The following is a 24,630-nucleotide window of genomic DNA, read 5'->3' as shown; positions in this document are numbered from 1 at the left end:
TAGGCTTGCCTGATTACCAGGCGATTAGATTAGCCTTACCTAAGTTTGACTGCTAGGAGAGGGGGTCGGGTGCGCCCGGCTGAAGACACGACCCCGCCGCATTGGGGGGCCGCGGTGGGCGATCCACCCGACATCGGCCGCCCCGCTCCCGCGGCGGGTTCGAAGGGGCGGGCCTTCGCGCTGAGCGCCGGGCTCGTCGTCACGGTGGCCGTGCTGGCGCTGGTGGCGATGGCGAGCGTGGCGCTGGGGGCGCGGTCCGTGTCGTTCTCGACGGTGATCGACGCCTTCCTCGCCCCGAACGGCTCCAACGACCACACGGTCATCCGCGAACTGCGCGTCCCGCGCACGCTGCTGGGCCTCGGCGTCGGCGCGACGCTCGGCCTGGCGGGGGCGCTCATGCAGAGCCTGACCCGCAACCCGCTGGCCGACCCCGGCCTGCTGGGCATCAACGAAGGGGCCGCCCTGGGCGTGACGCTGGCGCTCGGCCTGTTCGGGCTGTCCGATCCGGCGGTATACGTCTGGTTCGCGTTCGGCGGCGCCGCGCTGGCCTCCGTGGTCGTCTACGCCCTGGCCTCGGCGGGCCGCTCGGGCTCCAGCCCGGTACGCCTCACGCTGGCCGGCGTCGCCTTCGGCATGGTGTGCACGGCGGTGGCCTCGGCCATCCTGCGCATGGACGCGCAGACGTTCGACCGGATGCGGTTCTGGCTGACGGGGTCGCTGGCCGGGCAGACGGCCGACACGCTGGTGCGGCTGGCGCCGTTCATGGTGGTGGGGCTGGTGCTCGGGCTGCTGCTGGCCAGGCCGCTCAACATGCTCGCCCTCGGCGACGACGCGGGCCGGGCGCTCGGCGTGGCCGTGAACCGTACCAGGGTCCTCACCGGGGTGGCCGTCACGCTGCTGTGCGGCGCGGCCACCGCCGCCGCGGGGCCGCTGTGGTTCGTGGGGCTCATCGTGCCGCACGCCGTGCGCGCGGTGGTGGGGCCCGACCAGCGGTGGGTGCTCCCCTACTCGGCGCTGGCCGCGCCGGTGCTGCTGCTGGCCGCCGACGTGGTGGGCCGGGTCATCGCCCGGCCGGGAGAGGTGCAGGTGGGGATCGTGTGGGCGGTGATCGGCGCGCCGATCTTCATCATGCTGGCCAGGCGGAGGCGGGTGGCGGCGCTGTGACCGTCCGCGTCGGCCCCTGGTCCGTACGACTCGCGCCCCGCGCCCTGCTCGTCGGCGCGGCCCTCGTCGTGGTCGCCTGCGCGGTGACCGTGGCGGCCATCTCGACGGGCGAGTTCACGGTGCCCGTGCCCGACATCGTCTCCGCGCTCTTCGGCCAGGGCACGCCGGTCGCCGAGCTGATCGTCAACAAGCTCCGCGCCCCTCGCGTGGTGACCGGGCTGCTGGTCGGCGCGGCGTTCGGGCTGAGCGGCGCGATCTTCCAGAGCCTCACCAGGAACCCCCTGGGCAGCCCCGACTTCATCGGCTTCACCGCAGGCGCCTCGACGGGCGGCATCATCGCCGTCGTGGCGGGCGGCTCCGCGATGGCGATCTCCGGTGGCGCGCTGGCCGGGTGCGTGGTCACGGCCGTGCTCGTGTACGCGCTGGCGTTCCGCGGCGGCGTGCAGGGCTACCGGCTGGTCCTGGTCGGCATCGGGGCGAACGCGCTGCTGCTGGCGGTCAACTCGTACCTGCTGACCAGGGCGAACATCAACGACGCGGCCACCGCGGGCGCCTGGCTCACCGGCAGCCTGAGCGGGCGCGGCTGGGACCACGCGATTCCCGTGGCGCTGGCGCTGGTCGTGCTGCTGCCGGTGTGCGCGTTCGTCGCGCGCCCGATGCGGATGATCGAGATGGGCGACGACGCGGCCAAGGCCATGGGGATCCGGGTGGAGGCCGTGCGCGCGGTGGCGATCACGGCCGGCGTGCTCCTGTCCGGCGTGGCCACGGCCGCCGCGGGGCCTGTCATCTTCGTCGCGCTCGCCGCGCCGCAGCTCGCCCGGCGGCTCACGCGTTCGGCCGGGGTGACGATGGGGGCCTCGGCGCTCATGGGCGCCGTCCTGCTGACCGGCGCCGACCTGGCCGCCCAGCGCGTGCTCGCCCCCACCCAGCTGCCCGTCGGGGTGCTGACCGCCGCCATCGGCGGCACGTACCTCGCCCTGCTCCTGCGAAAGGACCGCCACTGATGGCTCGTTTGTCAGGCACCGATCTCACGCTCGCCTACGACCAGCGCGTCGTGGCGGCCGACCTGAGCGTGGCGATCCCCGACGAGTCCTTCACGGTGATCATCGGCCCGAACGCCTGCGGCAAGTCCACCCTGCTGCGGGCCCTGGCCCGGATGCTCAAGCCCAGGTCCGGTGCCGTCCACCTGGACGGGAGCCTGATCACGTCGCTGCCGTCGAAGGAGGTGGCGCGGCGGCTGGGCCTGCTCCCGCAGAGCTCGATCGTGCCCGACGGGATCACCGTGGCCGACCTGGTGGCCCGCGGCCGCTACCCGCACCAGCGGCTCATGCGGCAGTGGTCGCGCGCCGACGAGGCGGCGGTGTCCGAGGCCATGCGCGCCACCGACGTGGCGGAGCTGGCCGACCGGATCGTGGACGAGCTGTCGGGCGGGCAGCGGCAGCGGGTGTGGCTGGCCATGGCGCTGGCCCAGGAGACGCCGATCCTGCTGCTGGACGAGCCGACCACGTTCCTGGACATCTCCCACCAGATCGAGGTGCTGGACCTCTGCGCCGACCTGCACGAGGCCGGGCGCACCATGGTGGCCGTCCTGCACGACCTCAACCAGGCGTGCCGGTACGCGACCCACCTGATCGTGATGCGGGGCGGCGAGGTCGTGGCGGAGGGGGATCCGACGGAGATCGTCACGCCTGAGCTGGTGCATCGGGTGTTCGACCTGCGCTGCGAGATCATCCCCGACCCGCAGTCCGGCACCCCGCTCATCGTCCCCGAATCCCGCCGCCGCATCTCCACCACCGCCTGACCGGCCCCCTCACCCCCGCCTCCGGCCCCGCGCCGGAGCCGCCGGACGCGGCGGCGGGTTGTTCGGCAGGTGTGGTCAGGTGGTGAGGGCGGTGGCGAGGGTGGTGATGGCAGCGGCGGCGCGGGCCGGGCCGTAGGCGTCCTTCAGGACCGCCGCCGCCTCCGCGCCCATCGCGGCCAGCAGCGCGTGGGACAGAGCGTCGGCGTCGCACCTCGGGCGGGACTCGGCCAGGAGGATCGCGACGTGCCGGTGCCAGAAGCGGTAGGCCCCGATCCGGTAGCGGGCCCCCGGGCTGGCGGTCTCCGACATGCGGACCAGGTCCAGGTGGGCGAAGAGGTAGTCCAGGTAGGCGGCCACGAAGGCGGTGAGGCGCTCGGGCGCGGGGGCGCCGGGCCCGAGGGGCGGCGGGCCGGACAGGATACGTTGCTGCAGGTCGCGCTCGCGCGAGTCCAGCAGCGCCACGGCGAGCCCGGACTTGTCGCCGAACCGCCGGAAGAGCGTGCCCTTGCCCACCCCGGCCTCCGCCGCGACGGCGTCCATCGAGACCGCCTCCACGCCCTTCTCCGCGAACAGCCGGGCGGCCGCGGCCAGCACCTTCTCCCGGTTGCGCGCCGCGTCCGCCCGCTCCTTCACCGGGCGGCCGACCAGAAGCTCCAGGGACTCCGACATGATTCGGACTCTAGTCCATTTCAGTGCCGCCCGGGGCGTCCCTCAGAGGACTCCGCAGCGGCGTACGACCAGCAGCGCCAGGGCTCGCGTGACCTCGCGCAGCTCCCTCAGCTCGACCTGCTCCCTGGGCGCGTGCGCGTACCGCACGTCCCCGGGGCCGTAGTGCAACGTCGGGATCCCGCCGGCCGCGTACAGCCGCAGGTCGCTCCCGTACGGCGCCGCCGCCTCGGCGGGCCGCGCGCCCGTGACGTCGGCGACCGCGCGGCCGACCTCGTCCAGCAGCGCGTGCCCCGCGGGCAGCCGGCCGCTGGCGAACTGGCCGCCGGGCCACGTCACCACCGGCGGGTTCTCGCGCAGCCAGGGATGGGCGACCTCCGCGACCGCCTCCTCGAACGCGGCCCGCGCCGCCGTCGGGTCCTCGTCCAGCCGCACCCCGAGCCGCCCCTCGGCGACCAGCAGGTCGGGCACGGTGCTGGCCCAGTCGCCCGCGCGCACGGTGCCGACCTCGATCGGGTACGGCGCCCCGTCACCCCGGAAGAGGCCGGGAACGTCCCGGTTGCGCTCGGCCTCCAGCCGCCTGATCGCCTCGAACACCGGCCAGAACGCCTCGACCGCGCTGACCCCCTCGTGCCGCGTGGCCCCGTGCGCGGCCCGCCCGGCGATCTCCAGCCGGAACGTCAGCGCGCCCGCGTTGGCCGTGATGACCGCGCCGCTGGTGGGCTCGGTGATGACCGCGGCCTCCGCCGTGTGGCCCCTGGCCAGCGTGGCGAACGCGCCGAGCCCGCCATCTTCCTCGCTGATCACGCAGTGCACCGCCAGCGGCCGGGCCAGCCTGACCCCGGCCTTCTTGATCGCCCGCGCCACGGCCAGGTTCGCGACGAGGCCCGCCTTCATGTCGCAGGCGCCCCTGCCGTGCAGCACGTCGCCGGTGATCCGGGCGGCGAACGGGTCGTGCCCCTCCCACTTGGCCAGGTCGCCGGTGGGCACGACGTCCACGTGACCCTGGAGCGCCAGCGCGGGCGTGCCCGCACCGCCGGTCACGGCCACCACGCCGTACCCCTCGTTCCTGGGCGCCTCGGTGCCGGGGAAGCCGGGGCGGGCGGTCAGCCCGGGGAGGTCGAGTTTCCAGACGTCGACGTCCATGCCGGCCTCGGTGAGCAGGCGGGCGAACCGGTGCTGCAGCTCCGACTCGGCGTCGGTGCCCGTGACGCTGGGGACGCCGACGGTCTCGGCCAGCAGGCTCACGGTCTCGGCCTCGTCGATGGCGTTCAGGACGCCGGCCTCCACGTCGCGCATGGTGCACACCCTACTCATGAACCCCGACCGCGTTTCACGGCAATACAGGGCGTGCGGACATGGGTGAGTTGGATCGTGGTGGTGCCGTTCGCGGGGTGGGCGGTCGTGCGGTTGAGCGGGTTCGAGCCGGACTGGCCGTGGGTGCCGGTGGTGGCGTACACGCCGTACGCGGTGTGCGCGGCGGTGGCGGGCCTGGCGCTGGTCTGCCTGCTGAGGCGGTGGGCGGCGGGCACGGTCGCGCTCGTCACGGTGCTGGCGTTGACGCCGGCCGTGCTCCCCCGGGCCCTGGCCGACGGCAACCCCGACGCCGACGGGCCGGTGCTGCGGGTGCTCGCGGCGAACCTGCTGGTGGGGCGGGCCGACACGGCGGGGCTGATGGCGCTGATCACCAGGTTGAGGCCGGACGTGCTGACGTTGCAGGAGTTCACGCCGGACGCCATGCGGCGGCTGGACCGGGCGGGGGTGCGCGCGAGGTTGCCGTACGCCGTCACCCGGCCGCGGGAGGGCGTCGGCGGGTCGGCCGTGTACGCGCGGCACCCGCTCACGGCCGGCCGGACCATCAGTCACGGCGGGTTCGGGCAGGCCAGGGCCTGGCTCGCGCATCCCGGCGGGGCCCGCGTGGAGATCGTGTCGGTGCACCCGTGCGCCCCCAAGCGGATCGGGCGGCAGCCGTGCTGGGAGTCAGGTCTGGCGGCCCTGCCGCCCGCGGGCAAGGAGCCGCGGGTGCTGGCGGGCGACTTCAACGCCACTCTCGACCATCTCCCGCTACGCCACCTGCTGGCGAGCGGTTACCGGGACGCGGCCGACGTCATGGGACGGGGGTTCGTGGCGACCTGGCCGCAGGAGGGTTCGGACGTGGACCTGCCCGGCGTGGCGATCGACCACGTGCTGGCGGACTCGCGGATGGCGGTGCGGGAGTTCGAGGTGCTGTCGCTGGAGGGCACCGACCATCGGCCGGTGTTCGCGGAGCTCAGACTGCCTTGATCGCGACTTCCGGAGTCTCGCGGGTGTCGTGACTCGTAAACTTGGGGCCGTGGTAGAGCCCAAGTTCGAAATTCAGATGCTGCACGACCGGGTCATGATCAGGCTGGAGCCGGAGGCCGAGGAGCGGCGCAGCGGCTCCGGGATCGTCATCCCCGCGACGGTCAAGATGGCCAACCGGCTGGCCTGGGGCGAGGTGTGCGGCGTCGGTACGAACGTGCGCTCGGTCAAGGTGGGCGACAAGGTGCTCTTCAACCCGGAAGACCAGTTCGAGGTCGAGGTGCACGCGCGGACCTATCTGGTGATGCGCGAGCGCGACCTGCACGCGGTGGCCACCACGGAGACCGACCACGGCACCGGCCTCTACCTATGACCCGCGGGTGAAGGAGAGCCAGAGGTCGGCGGCCCACGTCGTATGCGGCAGGTCCGCGAGCACGCGCGTCGTCCTGCCGGTCAGGTCGAGCACCACCAGCCGGTAGGCCGTGCCGCGCGCCACGACGGCGATGACGTGGCTGTCGTCCCACCAGCCGAACAGCGCCTCCGGCCGGGCGTTCACGCGCTGGACGATCTTGCCCTTGGCCGGGTCCACCAGGCAGAGCTGCTCCTTGAAGCGTGCCGGGCACCAGGTCGTCAGCCGGGTGCCCGTCGGCGAGAACGAGTCCTCGGGGCCGGTCGGCAGGCCGACCCCGGCGAAGGTGCGCAGGACCGCGCCGTCCAAGGCCCGGTAGACGCGCAGGCCGGTCCCGTACATGGAGACGAGGTTGCCGTCGGGGCTCCACCAGAAGCCCGCCTTCGCGGGCAGACCGGTCACCCTGACCGTGCGCGCGGTCTTGGCGGCCACGTCCACGACGGTGAAGCCGATCACGCGCCATTTCCCGCCGGTCTTCTGCTCGACCGTGAGCGCGACCTGTTTCCCGTCGCGGGACCAGGACGCGTAGGAGGCGGTCAGCGGCTTCTTGGCCGTGCGGATCCGGCCGGCCGCGCCCGTGGTGCGGTCGGTGACGATCAGGGAGTCGTAGCCCGACCGGTACGCCTTGGGCACGCCCGCCGTCAGCCGCCCGCCGGGGGCGACGGACACTTCGGACAGCGCCTGCTCCCAGGTGAACCTGCCGCCGGTCGCAGACCTGAGATAGGTGCGCTTGGTGCCGAGGCCGTAGGCGCTCAGGCGTACCGGATCACCTGTTTGTTCGCGATATTTCACGCCCCCGGTCCCGGGAAGCGCGAGGTCCGCGAGCGCCGCGGGACCCGTGAACTCCGCGGACGCGTGGCCGGAAAGCGTTAAGGACAGCGCGATGGCGATATTGGCGAGCACGCCCGCAGAATAGGCAGGAAAGCGCGAAATTTCGGTCCGATATGCCGGACCGATCTATATGTAACCCCGGACGAACTCGATCGCGTCGAAGCCGAGCGCGAGCAGGCCGCAGTAGATGATCACCCCGGCGGCGGCCACGGTCACGACGAGCACGACGATGCGCACCAGCCAGCCCTGCCGCTTGTACCACTCCATCCAGGCGTGCAGCGTGCGCTTGCCGAACTCCAGCACGCGGCGGGCCCAGTGGAACTCCACGGCCAGCACCGCCAGCCCCGCGAACACGACCGCCCACCCCGGCCCGGGGAACGGCACCATGATCAGCCCGGCCACCACCATGACGGTCCCGACCACGCCGAACACGATCTTCAGCGTGAGCGCGCCCGTGCGCGTGGACCTGATCCCGTCCAGCCACCCATGGAGGCCGGTACGGCGCTCGGGCATGCTGGAATGACCGGCAGCCTCGCCCTTGATCACGTCGGCGTCGCCGGTGTCGGAGTTCTGAACCTGCACAATTCCCCCCCGGCAATCGGTGTGCCATCCAGGATACGGGCCCTCACTAGGTGCCGACTTGCAGGCCGCTAGCAGAACGCGGAACCCCGCACACGGTAAAATTTCCCGCCAGAAGAGGCTTCTTCCGGCAAACATCGGTTAATGTCACCTATGCCCGAGGTCTTGCTTCGTACCGTCACCGGCCCCGTACGCGCGGCGGCCATCACCGGCCCCGTACTCCCGCACGAGCACCTGCGCACCGACATGCGCTGGGCCGTCGGCATCGACTCGGACCCGCACCGGTGGCTCGACGAGGAGCAGGCCGTCACCGCCGAGCTCCGCGAGCTGCGCCAGGCCGACGGCCTCGGCCTCGTGGTCGACCTGACCTGCATGGGGATGGGCCGCGACGCCGCCGCCCTGGCCCGCATGGCGGCCGGCAGCCGGGTGCCGGTGATCGCCTCGACCGGCCTGTTCGCCGAGCCGTTCACGAACGTCGGCGACGCGGACGTGGACACGCTCACCGCCCGGCTCATGGACGAGATCCTCAGCGGCGTGGACGACATGGGCGTCTTCCCCGGCGTGATCGGCGAGGTCGGCACCTGGGGCGCCGAGCCGACGCCGCGCGAGGAGCGCTGCCTGGTCGCCGCCGCCCGCGCCTCCCTGAAGTCGCGCCTGCCCGTCGCCACGCACGGCGCGAACGCCCCCGCAATCCTGGAGATCCTGCTCGGCCAGGGCCTGCCGGGCTCCCGGGTGGCCGTCGGCTACGCGGGCACCGACCTGGGCGCGGCCAGGAAGATCGCCGAGGCCGGCGCGTACGTGAGCCTGGGCGTGCTCGGCCTGGGCCCCGACCAGGCGGCCAGGATCGCGCTCGGCCTCATCGAGGACGGCCACGCCGAACGCCTGCTCATCAGCACGGGGCTGAGCCGGGTGGCGCAGCTGCGCAAGTACGACGGGCCGGGCTACGCGCACCTCCTCCGCGTCCTGCTGCCGCGCCTGCGCGAAGCCGGCGTCGGCGAGGACACGATCGGACTCATCACCAGCGCGAACCCTGTGCGCTGGCTCACAGCCGGACTGGCTTGACCTCAACCAATGTCAAGGTTGCAGACTCGCCTGCATGACCTTCACACCAGCGGAGCTTGACTACCTGTCCTCGCAGCACCTCGGCCGGCTGGCCTCGGTGTCGCCCGGCGGGCAGGTGCAGAACAACCCGGTCGGCTTCTTCGTCGACGCCGAAACCGGCACGATCACCATCGGCGGGCACGCCATAGGCGCGTCCAAGAAGTTCAGGAACGTCGAGAAGGGCAGCACCGTCGCGCTCGTCGTGGACGACCTGGCCTCGGTCGATCCGTGGGTGGTGCGCGGCGTCGAGATCAGGGGCACGGCGGTGGCGCTGAGCGACGTCGACCCGCCCGTGCCGTTCTTCTCGCGAGAGATCATCAGGATCACCCCGAAGAAGATCACCTCGTGGGGGCTGGACGGCCCGCGCCAGACCCGGAACCTGTGAAAGCTCGCTAGGATCGGGGCAACACGAGCCTTGGCCGGGTGGGGATGGTGACGGAGCAGAAGCACAGGGCCAGCCGCCGGCGCCGGTCGCTCGCCGCCCTGTCACGCCTGGTCCGGCTCGGCGACATCCCCGTCGTCGTCATGCTGGCGTGGGCGGGCTGGCTGGCCGTCCCGTGGTCGTTCAGCGGCCTGGCCCAGGCCCGCGCCGCGGCCGCTGCCGCCGCCGCGGAGGCCGAGCCGCCGCCGTTCGCCGCCGAGTCCGTACGCGCCGAGCCGGCGCCGCAGGCCGCGTGGGGCATCCCGGCGGCCCAGCCCCACCGGCTCACGACGGTGCGTTCCACCACGGACGCCGCGCCGGGCCTGGTGACGCCGGACTCCCTGGTATCGGGCCTGATGGCGGCGGACCTGGTGGCGGCGGAGCGGGCCAGGATCGCCGGAGCGGTGCACGACGCGGCCGGGCACGGGCTGGCCGCCATCGCCATGCAGGCCGGGATCGCGCTCGTCACCCTCGACGACGACCCCGAGCAGGCGCGCGCCTCGCTGCGAGCCATCAGGGAGACCAGCGCGACGGCGCTCGCGCAGCTGCGGGCGGCGCTCGACGGCATCGACCCGCCGGGCGCGGACCCCGCCGGGCTCGCCGGGCTCATCGACGGCGTCCGGGCGGCGGGCGTGCCGGTGGATGTCGAGCCGGCGGACTTCGCCGTGCCCAGCCGGCTCCGGGCCGCGGTCTACGGGGTGGTGCGCGAGTCGCTGACCAACGTCCTGCGGCACGCGGGGCCCACCAGGGCGCTCGTGCGGGTGGGCGGGGGTCCGGGCGAGTTCGTGCTGGAGGTGGCCGACCGGGGCACGGGCCGTACGAGCGCGGGCGAGGGCCGCGGGCTGGCCGGGATGCGCGCCAGGGTCACCGAGGCGGGCGGCCACTTCGCCGCCGGGCCGCGCGAGGGCGGCGGCTTCCAGGTGATCGCCCGGTTCCCCCGGGCCTCGGCGTGACCACCCCGGACGGCACGACCGCCCCGGGCAACGCGCTCTCTCCGGACGGCGCAACCTCGCCGCACGACGTGGCCTCGCCGGACGGCGTGATCAGGGTGGCCGTCGCCGACGATCAGGCGGTGGTGCGGATGGGGCTGCGGGCCCTGCTGGAGCGCGCGCCCGGCATGGAGTGCGTGGGCGAGGCCGCCGACGGGGCCGCCGCGCTGGCGCTGATCCGCCGCGCCCGCCCCGACGTCCTGCTGCTCGACATCCGCATGCCCGGCATGGACGGGCTGGCCGTGCTGCGGGCCATCGCCGACGACCCCGGGCTGCGCGCCACCAGGATCGTCGTGGTGACGACCTTCGCCGTCGACGAGTACGTCTTCGCCGCCCTCCAGGCCGGGGCCAGCGGCTTCCTGCTCAAGGACAGCGCCCCAGAGGAGCTGGTCAACGCCGTGCGCGTGGTGGCCGCCGGGGAGGCGCTGCTGTCGCCGGCGATCACCAAGAAGGTCATCGGGCGGTTCGGGCGGCACGGCACCGAGCCGGTCGAAGGGCTGGAGACGCTCACGCCCCGGGAACGGGAGCTGGTGGCGTGGGTGGCCACCGGCAGGTCCAACGAGGAGATCGCCAAGGAGCTGGTGATCAGCCCCGACACCGTCCGCACCCACGTCAGCCGCGCCATGGTCAAGCTGCGCGCCAGGGACCGGGCCCAGCTCGTGGTCTTCGCCATGCGAGCCGGGCTCGGCGTGTGACTCACCGCCGCAGGAAGCCCTCGTAGTTGCGCTGCTGGAGCTGGGACTCGATCTGCTTCACCGTGTCCAGCCCGACGCCGACCATGATCAGCACGCTCGTCCCCCCGAACGGGAAGTTCTGCTGCGTGCCCGGATCCCGGAGGATCGCGAACGCCACCAGCGGCAGCAGCGCCAGCACCCCCAGGTAGAGCGCCCCGGGCGCGGTCAGCCGGGAGAGCACGTACGCCAGATAGCGCGCCGTGGGCCCGCCCGGCCGGATCCCGGGAACGAATCCCCCGTAGCGTCGCATGTTGTCCGCCACTTCCACGGGGTTGAAGGTGATCGAGACGTAGAAGTACGCGAAGGCGACGATGAGCAGCACGTACACGCTCATGTAGAGGGGATGCGTCCCCGAGGTCAGGTTGAGCTCCACCCACGTCCGCGCCGAGTCCCCCAGCAGCGGCGCCGCCAGCGTCGGCACGTACAGCAGCGAGGAGGTGAAGATCACCGGCACGATCCCCGCCTGGTTCACCTTCAGCGGGATGTACGAGTTGCCGCCCCCGTACATGCGCCGCCCCACCATCCGCTTCGCGTACTGCACCGGGATCCGCCGCTGCGCCTGCTCCACGAACACCACGGCCGCCACCAGGCACAACCCGGCCGCCGTCATCACCACGAAGCTCACCGGGCTCAGCACGAAGATCTTCGCCATGTACCCCGGGAAAACGGCCACGACCTGCGTGAACATCAGGATGGACATGCCGTTCCCGATGCCCCGGTCCGTGATCAGCTCGCCGAGCCACATGACCACGCAGGCCCCGGCCACCATGGTCAGCACGATCACGACCACGGGCAGCAGCCCCTCGTCGCGCAGCAGCGGCTTCGCACACCCAGGCAGCAGTTGACGGGAGCGGGCGAGCGCGACGATCGTGCCGGCGTTCAGCACGGCGAGCCCGACGGTCAGGTAGCGCGTGTACTGGGTGATCTTCGCCTGGCCCCGCTGTCCCTCCTTCCGCAGGGCCTCCAGCCGGGGCACCAGCACGGCGAAGAGCTGCATGATGATGCTGGCCGTGATGTACGGCATGACGCCCAGCGCGAACACCGACAGCTGCAGCATCGCGCCCCCGCTGAGCATCTGCAGCATGTCGAACATGCCGCCCCTGGCCGACCCCACGCACTCCCGCACGGCCACCACGTCCACCCCCGGGGAGGGCAGGAGTTGCCCGAGGCGGAACAGCGCGATCAGTCCCAGCGTGAACAGCAGTTTCTTTCGCAGCTCCGGCACCCGGAACGCCCTGGTCAAGACGGTCAGCATGGTCAAGGAGTCTGACCTGGGCGGCGCCCGTGGTCGTCCGCCGAGACGAGGCACCCGCGTACGCAGATCCGCGTACGCCGCCGTCAGGAAGCTACGTGGTAGTCGTCGTCGCGGGCGTCGAGGATCGCCATGTGCCCCGGCAGGTGGCCGATCGCGTACTCGACGCCGCTGGCCATGACCGCCGCCTGCGGCGTCACCCCGCACGCCCAGAACAGCGGCACCTCCCCCTCCCGCACCTCGACCGGATCGCCGAAGTCCGGCCGGCCCAGGTCGCGGATCCCGATCGCCGCGGGGTCGCCGACGTGCACCGGGGCCCCGTGCACCAGCGGATACTGCCCGCTCACCGCCACCGCGGTCTTCACCAGCCCGTCCGGCACCGGCCGCATCGAGACCACCAGCGGCCCCGACAGGCTCCCGGCGGCCGCGCAGGCGACGTCCGTGACGTACATCGGCACGTTCGTCCCCAGCTCCAGGTGCCGCACCGGCACCCCGGCCGCCAGCAGCGCGCGCTCGAAGGTGAAGCTGCACCCGATGAGGAACGGCACCAGATCGTCCCGCCAGCGCTCCACCACGTCACCGAGGTCCGCGACCGGCTCGCCGTCGCGGTAGAGCCGGTATCCGGGCAGGTCGGTACGCAGGTCGCCGGGGAACAGCGGCGTGGACCAGTCGCCCGGCTCCCCCACGTCCAGCACGGGGCACGCCTGCGGGTTCAGGTGGGCGAACAGCAGCAGCTCGTACCGCAGCCGCCGCGGCACGGCGATCAGGTTGGCCTGCGTCCACCCCCGGCACCACCCCGCCGTGGGCACGCGCTCACCCGCGCGGAAACGCTCCCGCGCCTGCGCCGGGCTGAGGTCGGCGACGTCCACACCCCGACAGTACGCCGCGCGGCGTCGGGCGTTCGCGGGGCGTCTCGACGTGAACCTCCTCGACTACGTCCTCATCGCCATCTACTTCGTCACCGTGCTCGCCATCGGATCTCGCCTTCTTCCTGGCCGGGCGCGGCCTGCCCGCGTGGATCACCGGGCTCGCGTCCGTCTCGGCCAACCTGGGCGCGCTCGAGACCTTCGGCATGGCGGCCAACGGCGTGCGGTACGGCGCCACGCAGCTGCTGAACGCGACCACGCTCACGGTCGCGCAGATCCTCATCGCGGGCGTGAACCTCTACGCGCCGGCCCAGGTCATGGGGGCGCTGCTGGGCCGGCCGCTGCCGGTCTCGGCGGCGCCGACCTGGCGGACGACGCGCGCTGGTACCGCTCGCCGATGCTGCTCGGCACGGGCGCCCTCATTTGTCCCTGGTGTACGGCGTGATCCTCGTCGTCGCCGGGGCGCTCGAGAGCGCGGTCAACCTGTGGACCGGCCCGACCATGGCCGTCTTCGGCGGCGCGTTCGTGGCATGGGCCCAAGTCAGACGCCTCTGACCGGCGCCCATCTCGGTAGCGGCGGGTTCGTGGCGAGGGCCCAGGTCAGACGCCTCTGACCGACGCCACCCTCAGCACTTGCTCACTCAGTACTCGACCTCGAACGTGTGGGGCCCGAGCACGTACCCACCCTGCCTGGGCACCACATACCCGTGCTCGATCAGGTGCGCGAGGCACGCCCGCGCCTGCTCCTCGGTGAGCCCGGACGTCCGGACCACCGCGGCCGGCTCCGCCAGGCCGTGCTCCACCGCCAGGGACGCCACCGCCTCGTAGACGTAGACGTCGACGTCCGACAGAGCCTGAACATCGTGGACCTCGATCATGATCGCTGTCTCGCCCCCTCCCTCAGCCGGTTCGGGTCGACCTCGCGGTCCGGGTAGCGGCGGAGGTATTCACTCTCCAGTTCGTTCATGCGGGACGTGTGCACCGCCAGGGCGTCATCCGACCCGTGGAAGAAGGTGTCGCTCCGGGTGGTGTGCAGTTGCCGCAGCTCGCGGAGCAGATCCTCGTCGCTGAGCTGCACCGGATCTATTCCCATCGTCGTCATGGACTCCCCCTACCCCAGAGTCCTCCGACAATATCTGTCACATTTCCTGACATATGGGCATTGTTTGTAAGAGATCGTCGCCTTACGGTCCCCTTATGGACCTCGAGCTCAGGCACCTCAGGATCGTCCGTGCGGTCGCGGACGCGGGAAGTGTGAGCAAGGCCGCATCCCAGCTCGGGCTGGCGCAGCCGGCCCTGACCGCCCAGCTCAAGCGCATCGAGCGGGTGCTCGGCGGCACGCTGTTCGAGCGCGACCGGCATGGCGCGAGACCCACCAGGCTGGGCGAGCTCGTGCTCTCCAGGGCACGGGTGCTGCTTCCTGCGGCACAGGAACTGCAGGAGGAAGCCGTACGGTTCGCCGCCGCCCCCTCCCCCGGATTCCGCATCGGCGCCACCAACGGCCCCGTACTGGGTGGCCTGGTCCACCGGCTCGCCGCGGAACGCGCGGTCAGCACGTACACCTCCTGGTCGGCCCACGAGCTGACCAGCATGGTCGAGCTCGGCCGCCTCGACTACGTGCTGACCGGCGCCTGCGGCGACTCCGGCACCCCCACCGGCGCGCTCGTCTGGGAGACGATCAGCCTCGACCCCGTGTTCTGCCTGGTCGGCGAGGACCACCCGGCCGCCAAGGAGAAGGAGGTGGAGCTCGCCGACCTCGCCGGCGAACAGTGGGCGGTGACCCCCGGCGACGGCTGCTTCGCCGACTGCTTCGCCACGGCGTGCGCACGGGCCGGGTTCACGCCGGGCACGATCTACGAGACCGACGTGTCGACCTGCGCCCATCTCGCCCAGGTCGGCCGCGCGGTCGTGCTCTGCCAGGCCACCCACCAGCCCGCCCAGGGCCTGTCCATGGTGCCGCTGGCCGGCGCCCCGCTGCGATGGCGCCAACTTCTCGGCCACCACCCCACCGCGTCCGAGGCCGACTGGGTGGTGTCACAGGCCAAGCAGGCCCACACGGACGCGGTCCGCCGCAGCCCCGTCTACCACGACTGGCTGGTACGGAACCCCGGCTACGGCACCGCCCCATGAGCCGCCTGGACACCTCGCCCGGTTCGCCGTCACGTGTCACGCCAGGCTGTACTCCCACCCGGGCCGCCACTCGAACGGCGCGTCGACCAACTCCTCCAGCGGGGTCCCGTACAGCAGATTCTGCAGCGCCCACCGATTGGCGGAGTGCGACACCAGGAGCACCACCCGCCCCTGCCACTCCTTCATCACGTCCCGCAGGAACCCCGCCATCTCCGCCACCACCTGCCGATAGCTCTGCCCACCCGGCCACGGCGTGTCGATGTACCTGCTCCGCAGCGCCGCCACCTCACTGACCGGCCGCCCGTTGTAGATCCCGTAGTCACACTCCCTGAGCCGGCGATCGAGCCTGATCTCCTTGCCGTCCCCCGCAAAGGCGATCTCCGCCGTCTGCACGGCCCGCCGCAGATCGGAGGCGTAAACGACATCCACCGCCTCCCGCCGCACCCCCAGCTCCGCCGCCAGAACCCGCCCACGCTCAGACAACTCACCAGGCAACCACCCGGTGGCGATGCCCGTCTCGTTGTCGACGGTGATGGAGTGAGTCTCGTAAACCAGCTTCACGGCCACGCCCAGACGCTACCGCCCCAGGCACCCCCCGAGACTCGGCGAGACTCAGCTTGGAGCGAAGACCCCGAATATGATCGAGTCAGGCTCCAACAACACTGCCGGGCATGGAATGATATCCGCGGAGACCCGTCTCCCGTTCGGCCGGACACCACGACCGGAGCCGATGCTCTAGCCTTAGCATGCGCAGGGGCTCAGCATGGTCTCCCGACGTCCTGCCGCACGCCACACAACTTCATCCAGGGGCGGTAGCTCAGCCGGTCAGAGCATCGGACTCATAATCCGTGGGTCGTGGGTTCAAGTCCCACCCGCCCTACTCTCCAACATCGCGTCCGACCTGGGGTTTCTCGGTTCCCGTCGACCTCTAAGCTCGTTGTTGATCATGGTTGGTTGCTCGGTGGTTGCTCTTGTGTACGGACCGTGTATCGCGGAAGTGGGTCTCGTAGGCGGCCAGCACGCGTCGTAGGTGGCGGGCGTTGACAATGAGAATTCGATCGAGGAGTTCTCGGCGCAGGCCGCCGATCCAGCGTTCGGCAAGCGCGTTGGCTCGCGGAGCGCGAGGTGGCGTCTTGAGGATGCGGATGCCTGCGGCCGTGAAGACGTCGTCGAACGCCGTGGAGAACTTCGTATCTCGATCGCGGATGAGGAATCTGAACCCCTCCGCTCTGTCCCCCAACTCGATCATCAGGTTCCTGGCCTGCTGCGCAACCCACGGCCCGGTCGGATGCTCGGTGACGCCGAGCACATGCACCCGGCGAGTGCTGATCGCCATGACGACCAGGCAATACAGGCGTTTGAACAGCACGGTGTCGCAGTGGAAGTAGTCGCATGCCAAGATCCCCTCAGCTTGAGCACGCAGGAACTCACTCCAGGTTGGTCCCGCGCGTCGTGGCGCGGGGTTGATGCCAGCCTTCTTCAGGATGAGCCACACGGTGGAGGCCCCGACCCGGTAGCCCAGAGCGGCGAGTTCCCCAGCGATCCGCCGGTAACCCCACAGCGGATTCTCCCGGGCCAGACGAAGTATCAAGGCCCGGATGGAGGCGCGGGTGGGAGGTCGCCCCTGGCTGCGGCGCTTGAAGGTCCAGCGCCGCCGTATCAGATCGGCGTGCCAGCGCAACCACGCGTCCTGCACCACGTCTTCGGCTTCGGTGGCGCTGCCGAGCCCCTGGTGGGCACGCATCGCGCCGCGGTCACCTGCCGCCCGGACCCGTCCAAGATCCGCACGGTGTGCTCTGATGCGATGCCCAGATCGATGCCCACCAGCCGCCGGACCATCGGTCCGGCCTCGTTCGGCTCGTCCATCAACGCCTCCTTCGATCAGTCAGAGCCAGATCCCTCCGGCTGCCCGTCCCCGACAGGCGGCGACACATCAGCCACGGTCCCAAGGTTGAAAGCCCGACAACGGCTCCCATTCATGTGTTGCAACCGGCGCACGCCCACGACCTGCGGGTGGTCCGCTCCCCTCATAGGGGTCATTCGTGGCCAGGCCAGCGGCGGCAATCAGTCGAACGAGGCTCCACACCAGCGCTCACATGCGGATGCTTTCCTTCAGACTTCTACCCATTCCGCGTAGGCCGCAGCCGAGGTAGGGCGGGTGGCTGCGGCGGGCCGCGAGCCGGGCCAGTGCCAGGGCCATGGCCGCCTCGACCGTTGTGATCTCCTCGCGCCCGGCCCGTTCGAAGACCTCCGCGACAGTGTTCCCCACGCGCCGGACCCTGGCCATCGCCCGCTGGTCATCGTGACCGAGGAGCTGTTCCTCCAGGTAGATCAGCCCACCGGCGCTGGCGAGGAAGTCCGGGACGTACCGGATGCCGTCACGGGCCAGGGCGCCGGCCAGGGCGGGAGCGGCGAGGACGTTGTTGGCGCCCCCGGCGATAACTCGGCACCGCAGCCGCGGGAGCATCTTTTCCGTCACCACCTCTCCCAGCGCGCACGGCGCCAGCACGTCGCAGTCGGAGGAGAGGATCTCTCCCGCGGGCACCACCTTCGCGCCGTACCGGTCGGCGACCTCGTGCGCCCGCTCGGCGACCAGGTCCGCGACGATCGTCTCGGCCGACTCGGCGCGCAGCAGGCGGACCAGGTGGGAGCCGACGTTTCCCGTCCCCTGGATCGCGACCTTCACGCCGGCCAGGTCGCCGGAGCCATGCGTGGCCCGCAGCCCGGCGCGGATGGATTCGAGCACCCCCAGCGCGGTGTATGGGGACGGGTCGCCCCTGTCGCAGACGGGAGCGGTCTCACAGCCGATGACCTCGATATCGGCCTGGGTGGTGCCTACGTCGTTGACCGGGATGAACCGTCCGCCGAGCGTGGCGATGTACCGGCCATGGGCGCGCAGCAGGGCCTCGCTCTTGTCGTGCGCGGGGTCCGCGATGATGAGGCTTGCGCCGCCGCCGAGGTTGAGCCCGGCGGCCGCGGCCTTGAGCGTCATGGCCTGCGCCAGGCGCAGGCCGTCGGCGACGGCCTGATCTTCGTCGGCATACGGCCACATACGTACTCCGCCCAGGGCGGGGCCGAGGGTGGAGTCGTCGATGACGATGATCGAGCGGAGCCCGCTGGCGGGGTCGGCGCCGATGACGACCTGCTCGGTGGCGTACTGTTCGATGCGGTCGAACAGATTCATGTCGATGATCTCCCTTTGGAGGCGGTGTGTCAGTGCTGGGTGGTCGCGGCGGGCACGGGCTGCATGGTCTCCTCCTCTCCGACGAATCCTGAGTCGAGCAGTTCGGACACCTTGACGTCGGAGAGTCTGGTCCGGACGGCCCATCCGTAGATGACCAGACTCCAGACCCCGATGGCCACGGATCCCCACGCGAAGCCGAGGCTCTCTTCCATGAAGCTGATCAGGGCCAGGCCGCCGAGCCAGGGGAGGAACCACGACGACGCGCGCAGTTCCATGGCGGGACCATCCTTGATGAAGGGCTGGGTGGCGAAGAAGACGACATAGCCGAGGAGGACCGCGACGCAGAGCTTCCAGTACGTCTCCCAGCCAGTCCAGAAAATGATCAGGTTCGAGGAGAAGAAGGCGAGGAAGGGGATGACGTCCATGCCCGGGAGCTTGAAAGGCCGGGGGTGCTCGGGCAGGGAGCGCCGCAGGGCGGCCAGGGCCAGTGCGCCGGAGCCCAGCGACAGGACCGTCGCGGCTGTGACGAACCCGACGAGCGACTGCCAGCCGGGAAACGGCAGGAAGAAGACGACGCCGACGAGGAAGGTCAGGATGAGGCTGATGTATGGGGTGCCGCGCTTGTCGAGACGGGCAAGCCCGGAAGGCGCGTTCTTGTTGCGCCCCATTGCGTACATGACGCGAGACGTGCTGACCGTGTAGATCAGGCCGCTGTCGGCGGGTGAGACGACGGCGTCTACGTAGAGGACCACGGCGAGCCAGTTGAGCCCGAGGATGGTGGCCAGGGCGGCCAGCGGGCCGAAGATGCCGGTGGCGGAGCCGGAGGCGAGCGCGATGTCTCCCCAGCCGCCTGCGAGGGAATCCGGTGACAGAGCGCCGATGAAGACGATCTGCAGCAGGATGTACAGGGCTCCGGTCAGGAGCACCGATCCGATGACGGCGATGGGGACGTTGCGGCGGGGGTTGTCGGTCTCCCCGGCGAGTTCGATGCCCTGCCTGAAGCCGAGATAGGAGAAGACGACGCCCGAGGTGGCGATGGCGGACAGAATGCCCTCGATCCCGAAAGGCGCGAAGCCCCCGGCCGCCGGCAGGGTGAAGTTGGCGCTGTGGAAGGCGGTGAAGGCGAACGCCACGATAACGGCGACGATGACGGCGATCTTCCACCAGACGAGCAGGTTGTTGGCGCGGGCGAACCATTTGACGCCGTAGAGGTTGACGACGGTGAGCAGGGCCATGAGCACGACGGCGACCGCGAACCCGGTGGGGAAGGTGAGGACCGCCACACCGTCCACCTCGTGCATGAGGAAGGTGAAGTGCACGGAGCTGTACTGAATGGCCGCTTCAACTTCAATGGCGGCCGCCGATCCACACGTGATCCAGAGAATCCAGCCGAAGCCGTAGCTGGCGAAGGATCCGAACGCGTAGTGCGGGAAGCGGGTCACTCCTCCGGAAAGGGGCAACATGGTGCCCAGTTCCGCGTAGACCAGCGCGATGGTCATGATCATGAAACCGCCGATGATCCAGGACAGGATGGAGGCGGGACCGGCGGTGTTGGCGGCGCTCTGGGCGCCGAAGAGCCATCCTGAGCCAATGATGGCACCGACTGAGGTGAACAGGAGTCCGACGAGCCGGACGTCGCGGCGTAGTTTCATCGTGCTTTCCCGGGGGGTGCGAAGATCGTGGTCAGGGCTCGGACAAGGCGCTCGATGTCGTGCAGGTCGTTGTAGGGCGCGACTGACACCCGGATCAACGGCTGCTTCTTCCACATGCGGACAGGTGCGTCGATGGCGAATTCGGCGCGCAACCGGGCCGTGGTGGCCGCCGCGTCGCATGCGGGCACGCGGAAATACGCCATCTGGAGGGGTTGCGGCTCGGCGAACGGCTCGAACCCGGCCTCGGCCATGAGGCCGCGGGCGGTGAGCAGCAGGTCCCGGCATTCGGGGTTGCGGGCGTGGACGCTTACGAACGAGATGGCGGCGGGGATGGAGAGGTACGCGGACGGGTCGCGGGCGCTGCGCCAGTCCTGGCTCGGCTCGTAGGGCGGATCGCCCTCGCCGGTCCCCCAGCCCGGGGCGAGCGGCTCCAGGGCGGGCTGGATCTCGCGACGCACCTGCATAAAGGCCGCGGCCTTGGGGGCGCACAGCCACTTGTGGCAGTTGCCGATGTAGACGTCGGCGCCGACAGCGTCCAGGTCGAGAGCGAGATGGCCGGGCGCGTGGGCGCCGTCGACGACGGACAGGACGCCGGCCTGGCGGGCCAGACGGCACAGCTCCTCGACCGGCATCAGCAGCGCCGTAGGCGAGCTGATGTGACTCACGACGAGGGCCTTGGTGCGTTCGGAGGCGTGAGACCAGATCTCGGACGCGCAGGTGCCCGGGGCCCGCACGATCCGCGCGCCAGTTCGTGCGGCGATGAAGTCCAGGGCCTTGTCTACGGCTCCGTACTCGTGTTCGGTCGTGAGGATGTCGTCGCCGGGTGACAGGCGCAGGGATCTCAGCACCGTGCTCATCGCCACGGTGGCGTTGAGCACCAGGGCGAGATCGTCGGCCTGGGCAACGAGGTAGGCGCCGAGCAGGGTACGGACGTGGGCGAGGTTGTCGGCCAGCCGTGTGTCGAACATCGCGCTGGGCGAGCGTTCGAGTTCGCGTTGCCAAGCCTGATAGACCTCGAAAACCGGCCGAGGGCAGGCGCCGAAGGCTCCGTGGTTCAGATGGGTGATCGCGGGATCCAGGAGGAACAGATCGCGGATGCTGAATGTCTCCGGCACACGGTCAACATAGGAAGAGCAGGCAACATGTGTCTAATGCATCTATTTAAGGCATATCATCAGCTAAATTGATGTGTATGGAAGTGGATCAGATCGCGGCCTTCCTGGCCATCGCCCGGCAGGGCGGATTCACCCGGGCCTCCGAGGCGCTGCACATCTCTCAGCCCGCGATCAGCCGCCGGATCCGCCTGCTCGAACAGGAGCTGGGCGCCCCGCTCTTCGAGCGGGTCGGCCGGGGCGTGATGCTCAGCGAAGGCGGACGGGCGTTCCTGCCGTACGCCGAGATGCTCGTCACCGTGATGCGCGACAGCCTCGACGCGGTCCGCGATCTGCACCACGGACACACCGGAGAGCTGGCGCTCGCCTTCGTCGGCACGCTAGCCGGAACGGGCCTGACCGGACGCCTGCGCGATTACCGGCGCGCACATCCGGGCGTGCGGCTACGGATCCGCACAGCGACCAGCGACGGCGTCAGCGACCTGGTCCGCCGCGGCGAGGTCGCACTGGGGCTGCGGTACGACGACGACAGCCATCCCGACCTACTCTCCACGCGGACCTACGACGAGGAATTGGTGCCCATCGCCGCACCCGAGCACCCACTGGCCGCCTCACGGCACCTGACCCGCGGCGAACTGGCGGCACATCCCTGGATCACCTTTCCGCCACGCACCGGTGAGACGCGCGAACCCTATGCCAACGCCCTTCGCGCACTGCTGGGACAGGAAGCGGCCGACACGACCGAGATCGTGCCGATCGACAGCCTGACCGCTCAGATCAGCCTGGTGGAAGCGGGGTTCGGGCTAGCCATGGTGCCGCGCAGCGCCGTCGAGCGGGAACTGAACGCGGGCCGGCTACGCGCCCTGGACGTCGCCGCCGCCTCCTCATCGATTCCCGTGGTGCTGGTCGAGCGGCGTCAGGGCTTTCAGAGCGGAGCGGTCAAAGCTATGCGGCTCGCCCTGCTGGCCCGTGACGGCGGAGCAGATCATCGACGGTGAGCTGGACAACCCGGGCGAGGGGTTGTGCGTAGAAGAGCACGATGATGCCGGCGAGCCGCAGAAGCATGGGAACGTCGGTATCGAGCAGCAGAAACCGGAGAGCGGCCAGGCGCTCGTCCTCGGCCAGAGGGGCTCGGCGGGAGATCTTCATCGCGGGCACGAACCGCAGCCGGGCGATACGGTCACCCAGGTCCATCGCCAGGTTGCGAGCCGGCTGCACCGTCCACGGGCCGGTCGGGTGCGCGGTCACTCCGGCCAGGTGCAGTCGCCGGGTGCCATGCGCGATGAAGACCAGCACATACAGCTGTTTGAGCAACACCGTCTCGACCACCAGGAAGTCACACGCGATGATCGCGTGGGCTTGAGCGGCCAGGAACTGCCGCCAGGTCGGTCCAGCCCGGCGGGGCGCCAGAGCGATACCGGCCGCGTGCAGGATTTCCCACACCGTGGAGGCCACGATCGGGTAACCCAGGCGGGCCGACTCGCCGTGGATTCTCCGGTGCCCCCAGATCGGGTTCTCCCGCGCCATCCGCACGATCAGTGCCCTGACCGGCCGGCGGGTGCGGGGACGTCCTGGGCGCCGTCTGTCTGTGACGGTCCACTTACGCGCCACGAGGATACGATGCCGACGAAGGATCGTCGCCGGGGTGACCGGGAGCACTTCCACCCAGCGGCGGCGGTGGATCAGCCGCGACAATGCCGCAAGCCAGAGCCGGTCGGCGTGACCTCACCGCGGTCGGCCACCGAGCTGACGGCGGAGCACCTGGTTCTCGTGACGCAGCACCAGCAGCCCAGCTTCATTGGACAGATCGGAGCGGGCCAGCACCGCCACGACGCTGAACAAGCACCGAACCAACCGGTAGACCAGCGACAACAACACCCCGCGATGGTCGCAGCCGCGGAGGACATCGCCAAGCACGCCGCCGCCGACTCGGTGAGGTCCTGCTCCGCTTCCCCCACGGAACTGCCGGGCGACCGCGAGCTGCTGCTGCGGCGGCGCCGCTGTTCGAAGAAGGTGGCGGCCATCGCCGAGCCAGGAACGCCATCGACAAGATCGAAGGCGAGGGATCGGCCTCCCCCGTCTGTCTAGGGCCGGGCTCGTAGCCGGCGTAGTCCGATCACCGCGAGGACCAGCCCGACGACGAGGACGATGGGGCCGATGATGGCCCAGGTGGTATTGCCGCTCATCACGCTGCCGCCGACGACGCCCAGCCCTTGAAGCGTCCACAGAATGCCGACCGCGGCCAGGAGGACGCCGGTGACGAGGGGAATCCATGATTTCACTGCTGATCTCGTTTCTTGCCCGGCCAGGCGGGCGGTCTCAGGCATGCTGCGATGCGACCTTCAGCATGACACGGCCGGTCCAAGCAGACACGTCCGACGTTTGCGCGGCTTCCGGCAGCACGATCACGATCGTGGATGAGGACTTACGATCGGCCTATGCTGCGCATCGGAGTTCTGGGGGCCGCGCGGATCGCGCCAGCCGCCCTGGTCAATCCCGGCCGCCTCGTGCCGGGGGTCGAGGTCGCCGCCGTTGCCGCCCGTGACCGGTCGAGGGCCGAGGCGTTCGCCGCCAAGCACGGCATCCCCAGGATCCACGCCTCGTACGACGAACTGATCGCCGATCCGGCGCTCGACGCGATCTACAACCCGCTGCCCAACGCCCTGCACGCCTCCTGGACGATCCGGGCGCTGGAGGCGGGCAAGCACGTGCTGTGCGAGAAGCCGTTCACCTCGAACGAGGCCGAGGCGCGCGAAGTGGCCGAGGCCGCGGAGAAGAGCGGCACGGTAGTGATGGAGGCGTTCCACTACCGCTACCATCCGCTGGCCGAGCGCATGCGGGAGATCGTGGCGGAGCTGGGCGAGCTGCGCCTGGTCGAGGCGTGGATGTGCTTCCCGCTGCCGCGCTTCTCCGACATCCGCTACTCGCTGGAGCTGGCGGGCGGGTCGATGATGGACGCCGGGTCGTACGCCGTGCATGTGGCCAGGCTGCTGGGCGGTGGCGAGCCGGCGGTCGTCGAGGCGCGGACGCTGGAGCGCTCGCCGGGCGTCGACCGCGCCATGAGCGCCGCCCTGCGCTTCCCCTCGGGGGCCTCCGGGCGGGTGCACTCGTCGATGTGGTCGGGGATGCTGCTCAAGATCGGCGTAAGGGTGCGCGGCACGCGCGGCGAGATGCGGGTGAACAACTTCGTCGCCCCGCAGTTCTTCCACCGGCTGGCGTACACGGTGGACGGCGTGAGCCGGCGCGAGAAGGTCCCCGGCGAGACCACCTACACTTGCCAGTTGCGTGTCTTCGAGTCGGCCGTGCGCACCGGTATGGGCAACCTCACCCCGCCCGCCGACTCCGTCGCGAACATGTCGGTCATCGACGCCATCTACCGCGCGGCCGGATTGTCGCCCCGCGGGACCTGACCGACCCTCTACGATCACGCCTTCTGCGTCAGCGCGTCCAGTCGCACGA

General features: G+C 70.8%; 28 protein-coding genes and 1 tRNA gene. 13 read left to right on the top strand and 16 right to left on the bottom strand.

Annotation, left to right across the window (positions count from 1 at the left end; translation table 11 throughout):
• The first annotated feature begins 114 nt into the window (after window positions 1-114).
• The 3 genes from ABZS69_RS44270 to ABZS69_RS44260 are packed head-to-tail and all read left to right on the top strand — an operon-like array spanning window position 115 to window position 2,965.
• The gene (locus ABZS69_RS44270; protein ID WP_355383550.1) at window positions 115-1,164 is read left to right on the top strand and encodes an iron chelate uptake ABC transporter family permease subunit; all 1,050 of its coding nucleotides are present in this window, start codon (window positions 115-117) and stop codon (window positions 1,162-1,164) included.
• The gene (locus tag ABZS69_RS44265; RefSeq protein ID WP_355383547.1) at window positions 1,161-2,168 is read left to right on the top strand and encodes an iron chelate uptake ABC transporter family permease subunit; all 1,008 of its coding nucleotides are present in this window, start codon (window positions 1,161-1,163) and stop codon (window positions 2,166-2,168) included. Before ABZS69_RS44270 ends, ABZS69_RS44265 begins: the two co-directional genes overlap by 4 nt.
• The gene (locus tag ABZS69_RS44260; RefSeq protein ID WP_355383544.1) at window positions 2,168-2,965 is read left to right on the top strand and encodes an ABC transporter ATP-binding protein; all 798 of its coding nucleotides are present in this window, start codon (window positions 2,168-2,170) and stop codon (window positions 2,963-2,965) included. Before ABZS69_RS44265 ends, ABZS69_RS44260 begins: the two co-directional genes overlap by 1 nt.
• A gap of 75 nt (window positions 2,966-3,040) precedes the next feature.
• Here ABZS69_RS44260 and ABZS69_RS44255 read toward each other — a convergent pair whose 3' ends face one another.
• Window positions 3,041-3,634, bottom strand: coding sequence for a helix-turn-helix domain-containing protein (locus ABZS69_RS44255; protein WP_355383541.1), 594 nt, complete (start codon window positions 3,632-3,634; stop codon window positions 3,041-3,043).
• A gap of 42 nt (window positions 3,635-3,676) precedes the next feature.
• Window positions 3,677-4,930, bottom strand: a complete 1,254-nt coding sequence (locus ABZS69_RS44250) for an ArgE/DapE family deacylase (protein WP_355383538.1) — start codon at window positions 4,928-4,930, stop codon at window positions 3,677-3,679.
• Between the two features lie 51 nt (window positions 4,931-4,981).
• On the opposite strand from ABZS69_RS44250, the gene ABZS69_RS44245 reads away from it, so the two are divergent.
• Both ABZS69_RS44245 and ABZS69_RS44240 read left to right on the top strand, forming a co-directional pair.
• Window positions 4,982-5,914, top strand: coding sequence for an endonuclease/exonuclease/phosphatase family protein (locus tag ABZS69_RS44245; RefSeq protein ID WP_355383535.1), 933 nt, complete (start codon window positions 4,982-4,984; stop codon window positions 5,912-5,914).
• A gap of 49 nt (window positions 5,915-5,963) precedes the next feature.
• Window positions 5,964-6,284: a co-chaperone GroES gene (locus ABZS69_RS44240; RefSeq protein ID WP_355383532.1), complete on the top strand. Its 321-nt coding sequence runs from the start codon at window positions 5,964-5,966 to the stop codon at window positions 6,282-6,284.
• On the opposite strand, the gene ABZS69_RS44235 is transcribed toward ABZS69_RS44240, so the two are convergent.
• Window positions 6,279-7,223, bottom strand: a complete 945-nt coding sequence (locus ABZS69_RS44235) for a hypothetical protein (RefSeq protein WP_355383530.1) — start codon at window positions 7,221-7,223, stop codon at window positions 6,279-6,281. The two genes, ABZS69_RS44240 and ABZS69_RS44235, sit on opposite strands and share 6 nt — an antisense overlap.
• A 54-nt stretch (window positions 7,224-7,277) precedes the next feature.
• Window positions 7,278-7,733, bottom strand: coding sequence for a TIGR02611 family protein (locus ABZS69_RS44230; RefSeq protein WP_355383527.1), 456 nt, complete (start codon window positions 7,731-7,733; stop codon window positions 7,278-7,280).
• A 150-nt stretch (window positions 7,734-7,883) separates the two neighbouring features.
• Between ABZS69_RS44230 and ABZS69_RS44225 the strand changes: the two genes are divergently transcribed.
• The 4 genes from ABZS69_RS44225 (at window position 7,884) to ABZS69_RS44210 (ending at window position 10,936) form a co-directional block, all read left to right on the top strand.
• Complete coding sequence (locus tag ABZS69_RS44225) at window positions 7,884-8,792, top strand: aryldialkylphosphatase (protein ID WP_355383524.1); 909 nt, start codon at window positions 7,884-7,886, stop codon at window positions 8,790-8,792.
• A 34-nt stretch (window positions 8,793-8,826) separates the two neighbouring features.
• Window positions 8,827-9,216, top strand: a complete 390-nt coding sequence (locus tag ABZS69_RS44220; RefSeq protein WP_355383521.1) for a PPOX class F420-dependent oxidoreductase — start codon at window positions 8,827-8,829, stop codon at window positions 9,214-9,216.
• 44 nt (window positions 9,217-9,260) lie between these two features.
• The gene (locus ABZS69_RS44215; protein WP_355383849.1) at window positions 9,261-10,205 is read left to right on the top strand and encodes a histidine kinase; all 945 of its coding nucleotides are present in this window, start codon (window positions 9,261-9,263) and stop codon (window positions 10,203-10,205) included.
• 86 nt (window positions 10,206-10,291) lie between these two features.
• Entirely contained in the window at window positions 10,292-10,936 is a 645-nt protein-coding gene (locus ABZS69_RS44210) for a response regulator transcription factor (protein WP_355383846.1), read from the top strand.
• A gap of 1 nt (window position 10,937) precedes the next feature.
• Here the strand turns inward: ABZS69_RS44210 and secY are convergent, their stop codons facing one another.
• The 4 genes from secY to ABZS69_RS44190 all read right to left on the bottom strand — a co-directional run bounded on the left by secY (window position 10,938) and on the right by ABZS69_RS44190 (window position 14,195).
• Window positions 10,938-12,230 carry a preprotein translocase subunit SecY gene (gene secY, locus ABZS69_RS44205; protein WP_355383518.1) on the bottom strand — a complete coding sequence of 431 codons (1,293 nt, stop codon included), beginning with the start codon at window positions 12,228-12,230 and terminating at the stop codon, window positions 10,938-10,940.
• 83 nt (window positions 12,231-12,313) lie between these two features.
• On the bottom strand, window positions 12,314-13,096 hold the full coding sequence (locus ABZS69_RS44200; RefSeq protein ID WP_355383515.1) for a putative hydro-lyase: 783 nt from the start codon (window positions 13,094-13,096) through the stop codon (window positions 12,314-12,316).
• Window positions 13,097-13,734: 638 nt separating this feature from the next.
• Window positions 13,735-13,971, bottom strand: a complete 237-nt coding sequence (locus ABZS69_RS44195) for a hypothetical protein (RefSeq protein WP_355383512.1) — start codon at window positions 13,969-13,971, stop codon at window positions 13,735-13,737.
• Complete coding sequence (locus tag ABZS69_RS44190; RefSeq protein WP_355383509.1) at window positions 13,968-14,195, bottom strand: DUF6158 family protein; 228 nt, start codon at window positions 14,193-14,195, stop codon at window positions 13,968-13,970. Before ABZS69_RS44190 ends, ABZS69_RS44195 begins: the two co-directional genes overlap by 4 nt.
• A 95-nt stretch (window positions 14,196-14,290) precedes the next feature.
• On the opposite strand from ABZS69_RS44190, the gene ABZS69_RS44185 reads away from it, so the two are divergent.
• Window positions 14,291-15,223 (top strand): LysR family transcriptional regulator, encoded by a 933-nt coding sequence (locus ABZS69_RS44185; RefSeq protein WP_355383506.1) that lies wholly within the window; start codon window positions 14,291-14,293, stop codon window positions 15,221-15,223.
• A gap of 36 nt (window positions 15,224-15,259) precedes the next feature.
• Here the strand turns inward: ABZS69_RS44185 and ABZS69_RS44180 are convergent, their stop codons facing one another.
• Entirely contained in the window at window positions 15,260-15,790 is a 531-nt protein-coding gene (locus ABZS69_RS44180) for a histidine phosphatase family protein (protein ID WP_355383503.1), read from the bottom strand.
• Window positions 15,791-16,029: 239 nt separating this feature from the next.
• Here ABZS69_RS44180 and ABZS69_RS44175 point away from each other — a divergent pair.
• A tRNA-Ile gene (locus tag ABZS69_RS44175) sits at window positions 16,030-16,103 on the top strand.
• A 48-nt stretch (window positions 16,104-16,151) separates the two neighbouring features.
• Here the strand turns inward: ABZS69_RS44175 and ABZS69_RS44170 are convergent.
• From ABZS69_RS44170 to ABZS69_RS44155, 4 genes are all read right to left on the bottom strand, one after another.
• The gene (locus ABZS69_RS44170) at window positions 16,152-16,967 is read right to left on the bottom strand and encodes an IS3 family transposase (protein ID WP_355383500.1); all 816 of its coding nucleotides are present in this window, start codon (window positions 16,965-16,967) and stop codon (window positions 16,152-16,154) included.
• Window positions 16,968-17,315: 348 nt separating this feature from the next.
• The gene (locus ABZS69_RS44165; protein ID WP_355383497.1) at window positions 17,316-18,407 is read right to left on the bottom strand and encodes a Glu/Leu/Phe/Val dehydrogenase dimerization domain-containing protein; all 1,092 of its coding nucleotides are present in this window, start codon (window positions 18,405-18,407) and stop codon (window positions 17,316-17,318) included.
• A gap of 29 nt (window positions 18,408-18,436) precedes the next feature.
• Window positions 18,437-20,059 carry an APC family permease gene (locus ABZS69_RS44160; protein WP_355383494.1) on the bottom strand — a complete coding sequence of 541 codons (1,623 nt, stop codon included), beginning with the start codon at window positions 20,057-20,059 and terminating at the stop codon, window positions 18,437-18,439.
• The gene (locus tag ABZS69_RS44155) at window positions 20,056-21,174 is read right to left on the bottom strand and encodes an aminotransferase class V-fold PLP-dependent enzyme (RefSeq protein WP_355383491.1); all 1,119 of its coding nucleotides are present in this window, start codon (window positions 21,172-21,174) and stop codon (window positions 20,056-20,058) included. The genes ABZS69_RS44160 and ABZS69_RS44155 overlap by 4 nt, the downstream gene beginning before the upstream one ends.
• Window positions 21,175-21,251: 77 nt before the next feature.
• Here ABZS69_RS44155 and ABZS69_RS44150 point away from each other — a divergent pair, with 77 nt between their 5' ends.
• Window positions 21,252-22,169: a LysR family transcriptional regulator gene (locus tag ABZS69_RS44150; RefSeq protein WP_355383488.1), complete on the top strand. Its 918-nt coding sequence runs from the start codon at window positions 21,252-21,254 to the stop codon at window positions 22,167-22,169.
• Here the strand turns inward: ABZS69_RS44150 and ABZS69_RS44145 are convergent.
• From ABZS69_RS44145 to ABZS69_RS44135, 3 genes are all read right to left on the bottom strand, one after another.
• Entirely contained in the window at window positions 22,117-22,698 is a 582-nt protein-coding gene (locus ABZS69_RS44145; protein WP_355383485.1) for a hypothetical protein, read from the bottom strand. The genes ABZS69_RS44150 and ABZS69_RS44145 overlap by 53 nt on opposite strands.
• 198 nt (window positions 22,699-22,896) lie before the next feature.
• Complete coding sequence (locus tag ABZS69_RS44140; protein ID WP_355383482.1) at window positions 22,897-23,049, bottom strand: hypothetical protein; 153 nt, start codon at window positions 23,047-23,049, stop codon at window positions 22,897-22,899.
• 206 nt (window positions 23,050-23,255) lie between these two features.
• A complete protein-coding gene (locus ABZS69_RS44135) occupies window positions 23,256-23,498 on the bottom strand; it encodes a hypothetical protein (RefSeq protein ID WP_355383479.1) in 243 nt (80 codons plus the stop codon).
• Between the two features lie 111 nt (window positions 23,499-23,609).
• Here ABZS69_RS44135 and ABZS69_RS44130 point away from each other — a divergent pair, with 111 nt between their 5' ends.
• Window positions 23,610-24,581 carry a Gfo/Idh/MocA family oxidoreductase gene (locus ABZS69_RS44130; protein ID WP_355383476.1) on the top strand — a complete coding sequence of 324 codons (972 nt, stop codon included), beginning with the start codon at window positions 23,610-23,612 and terminating at the stop codon, window positions 24,579-24,581.
• The last annotated feature ends 49 nt before the right edge of the window (window positions 24,582-24,630 follow it).

The organism is Nonomuraea sp. NPDC005650, assembly GCF_040605375.1.
Classification (GTDB): domain Bacteria; phylum Actinomycetota; class Actinomycetes; order Streptosporangiales; family Streptosporangiaceae; genus Nonomuraea.
The sequence above is the reverse complement of the archived record's forward strand: the minus strand, read 5'-3'. Positions and strand labels throughout refer to the sequence as shown.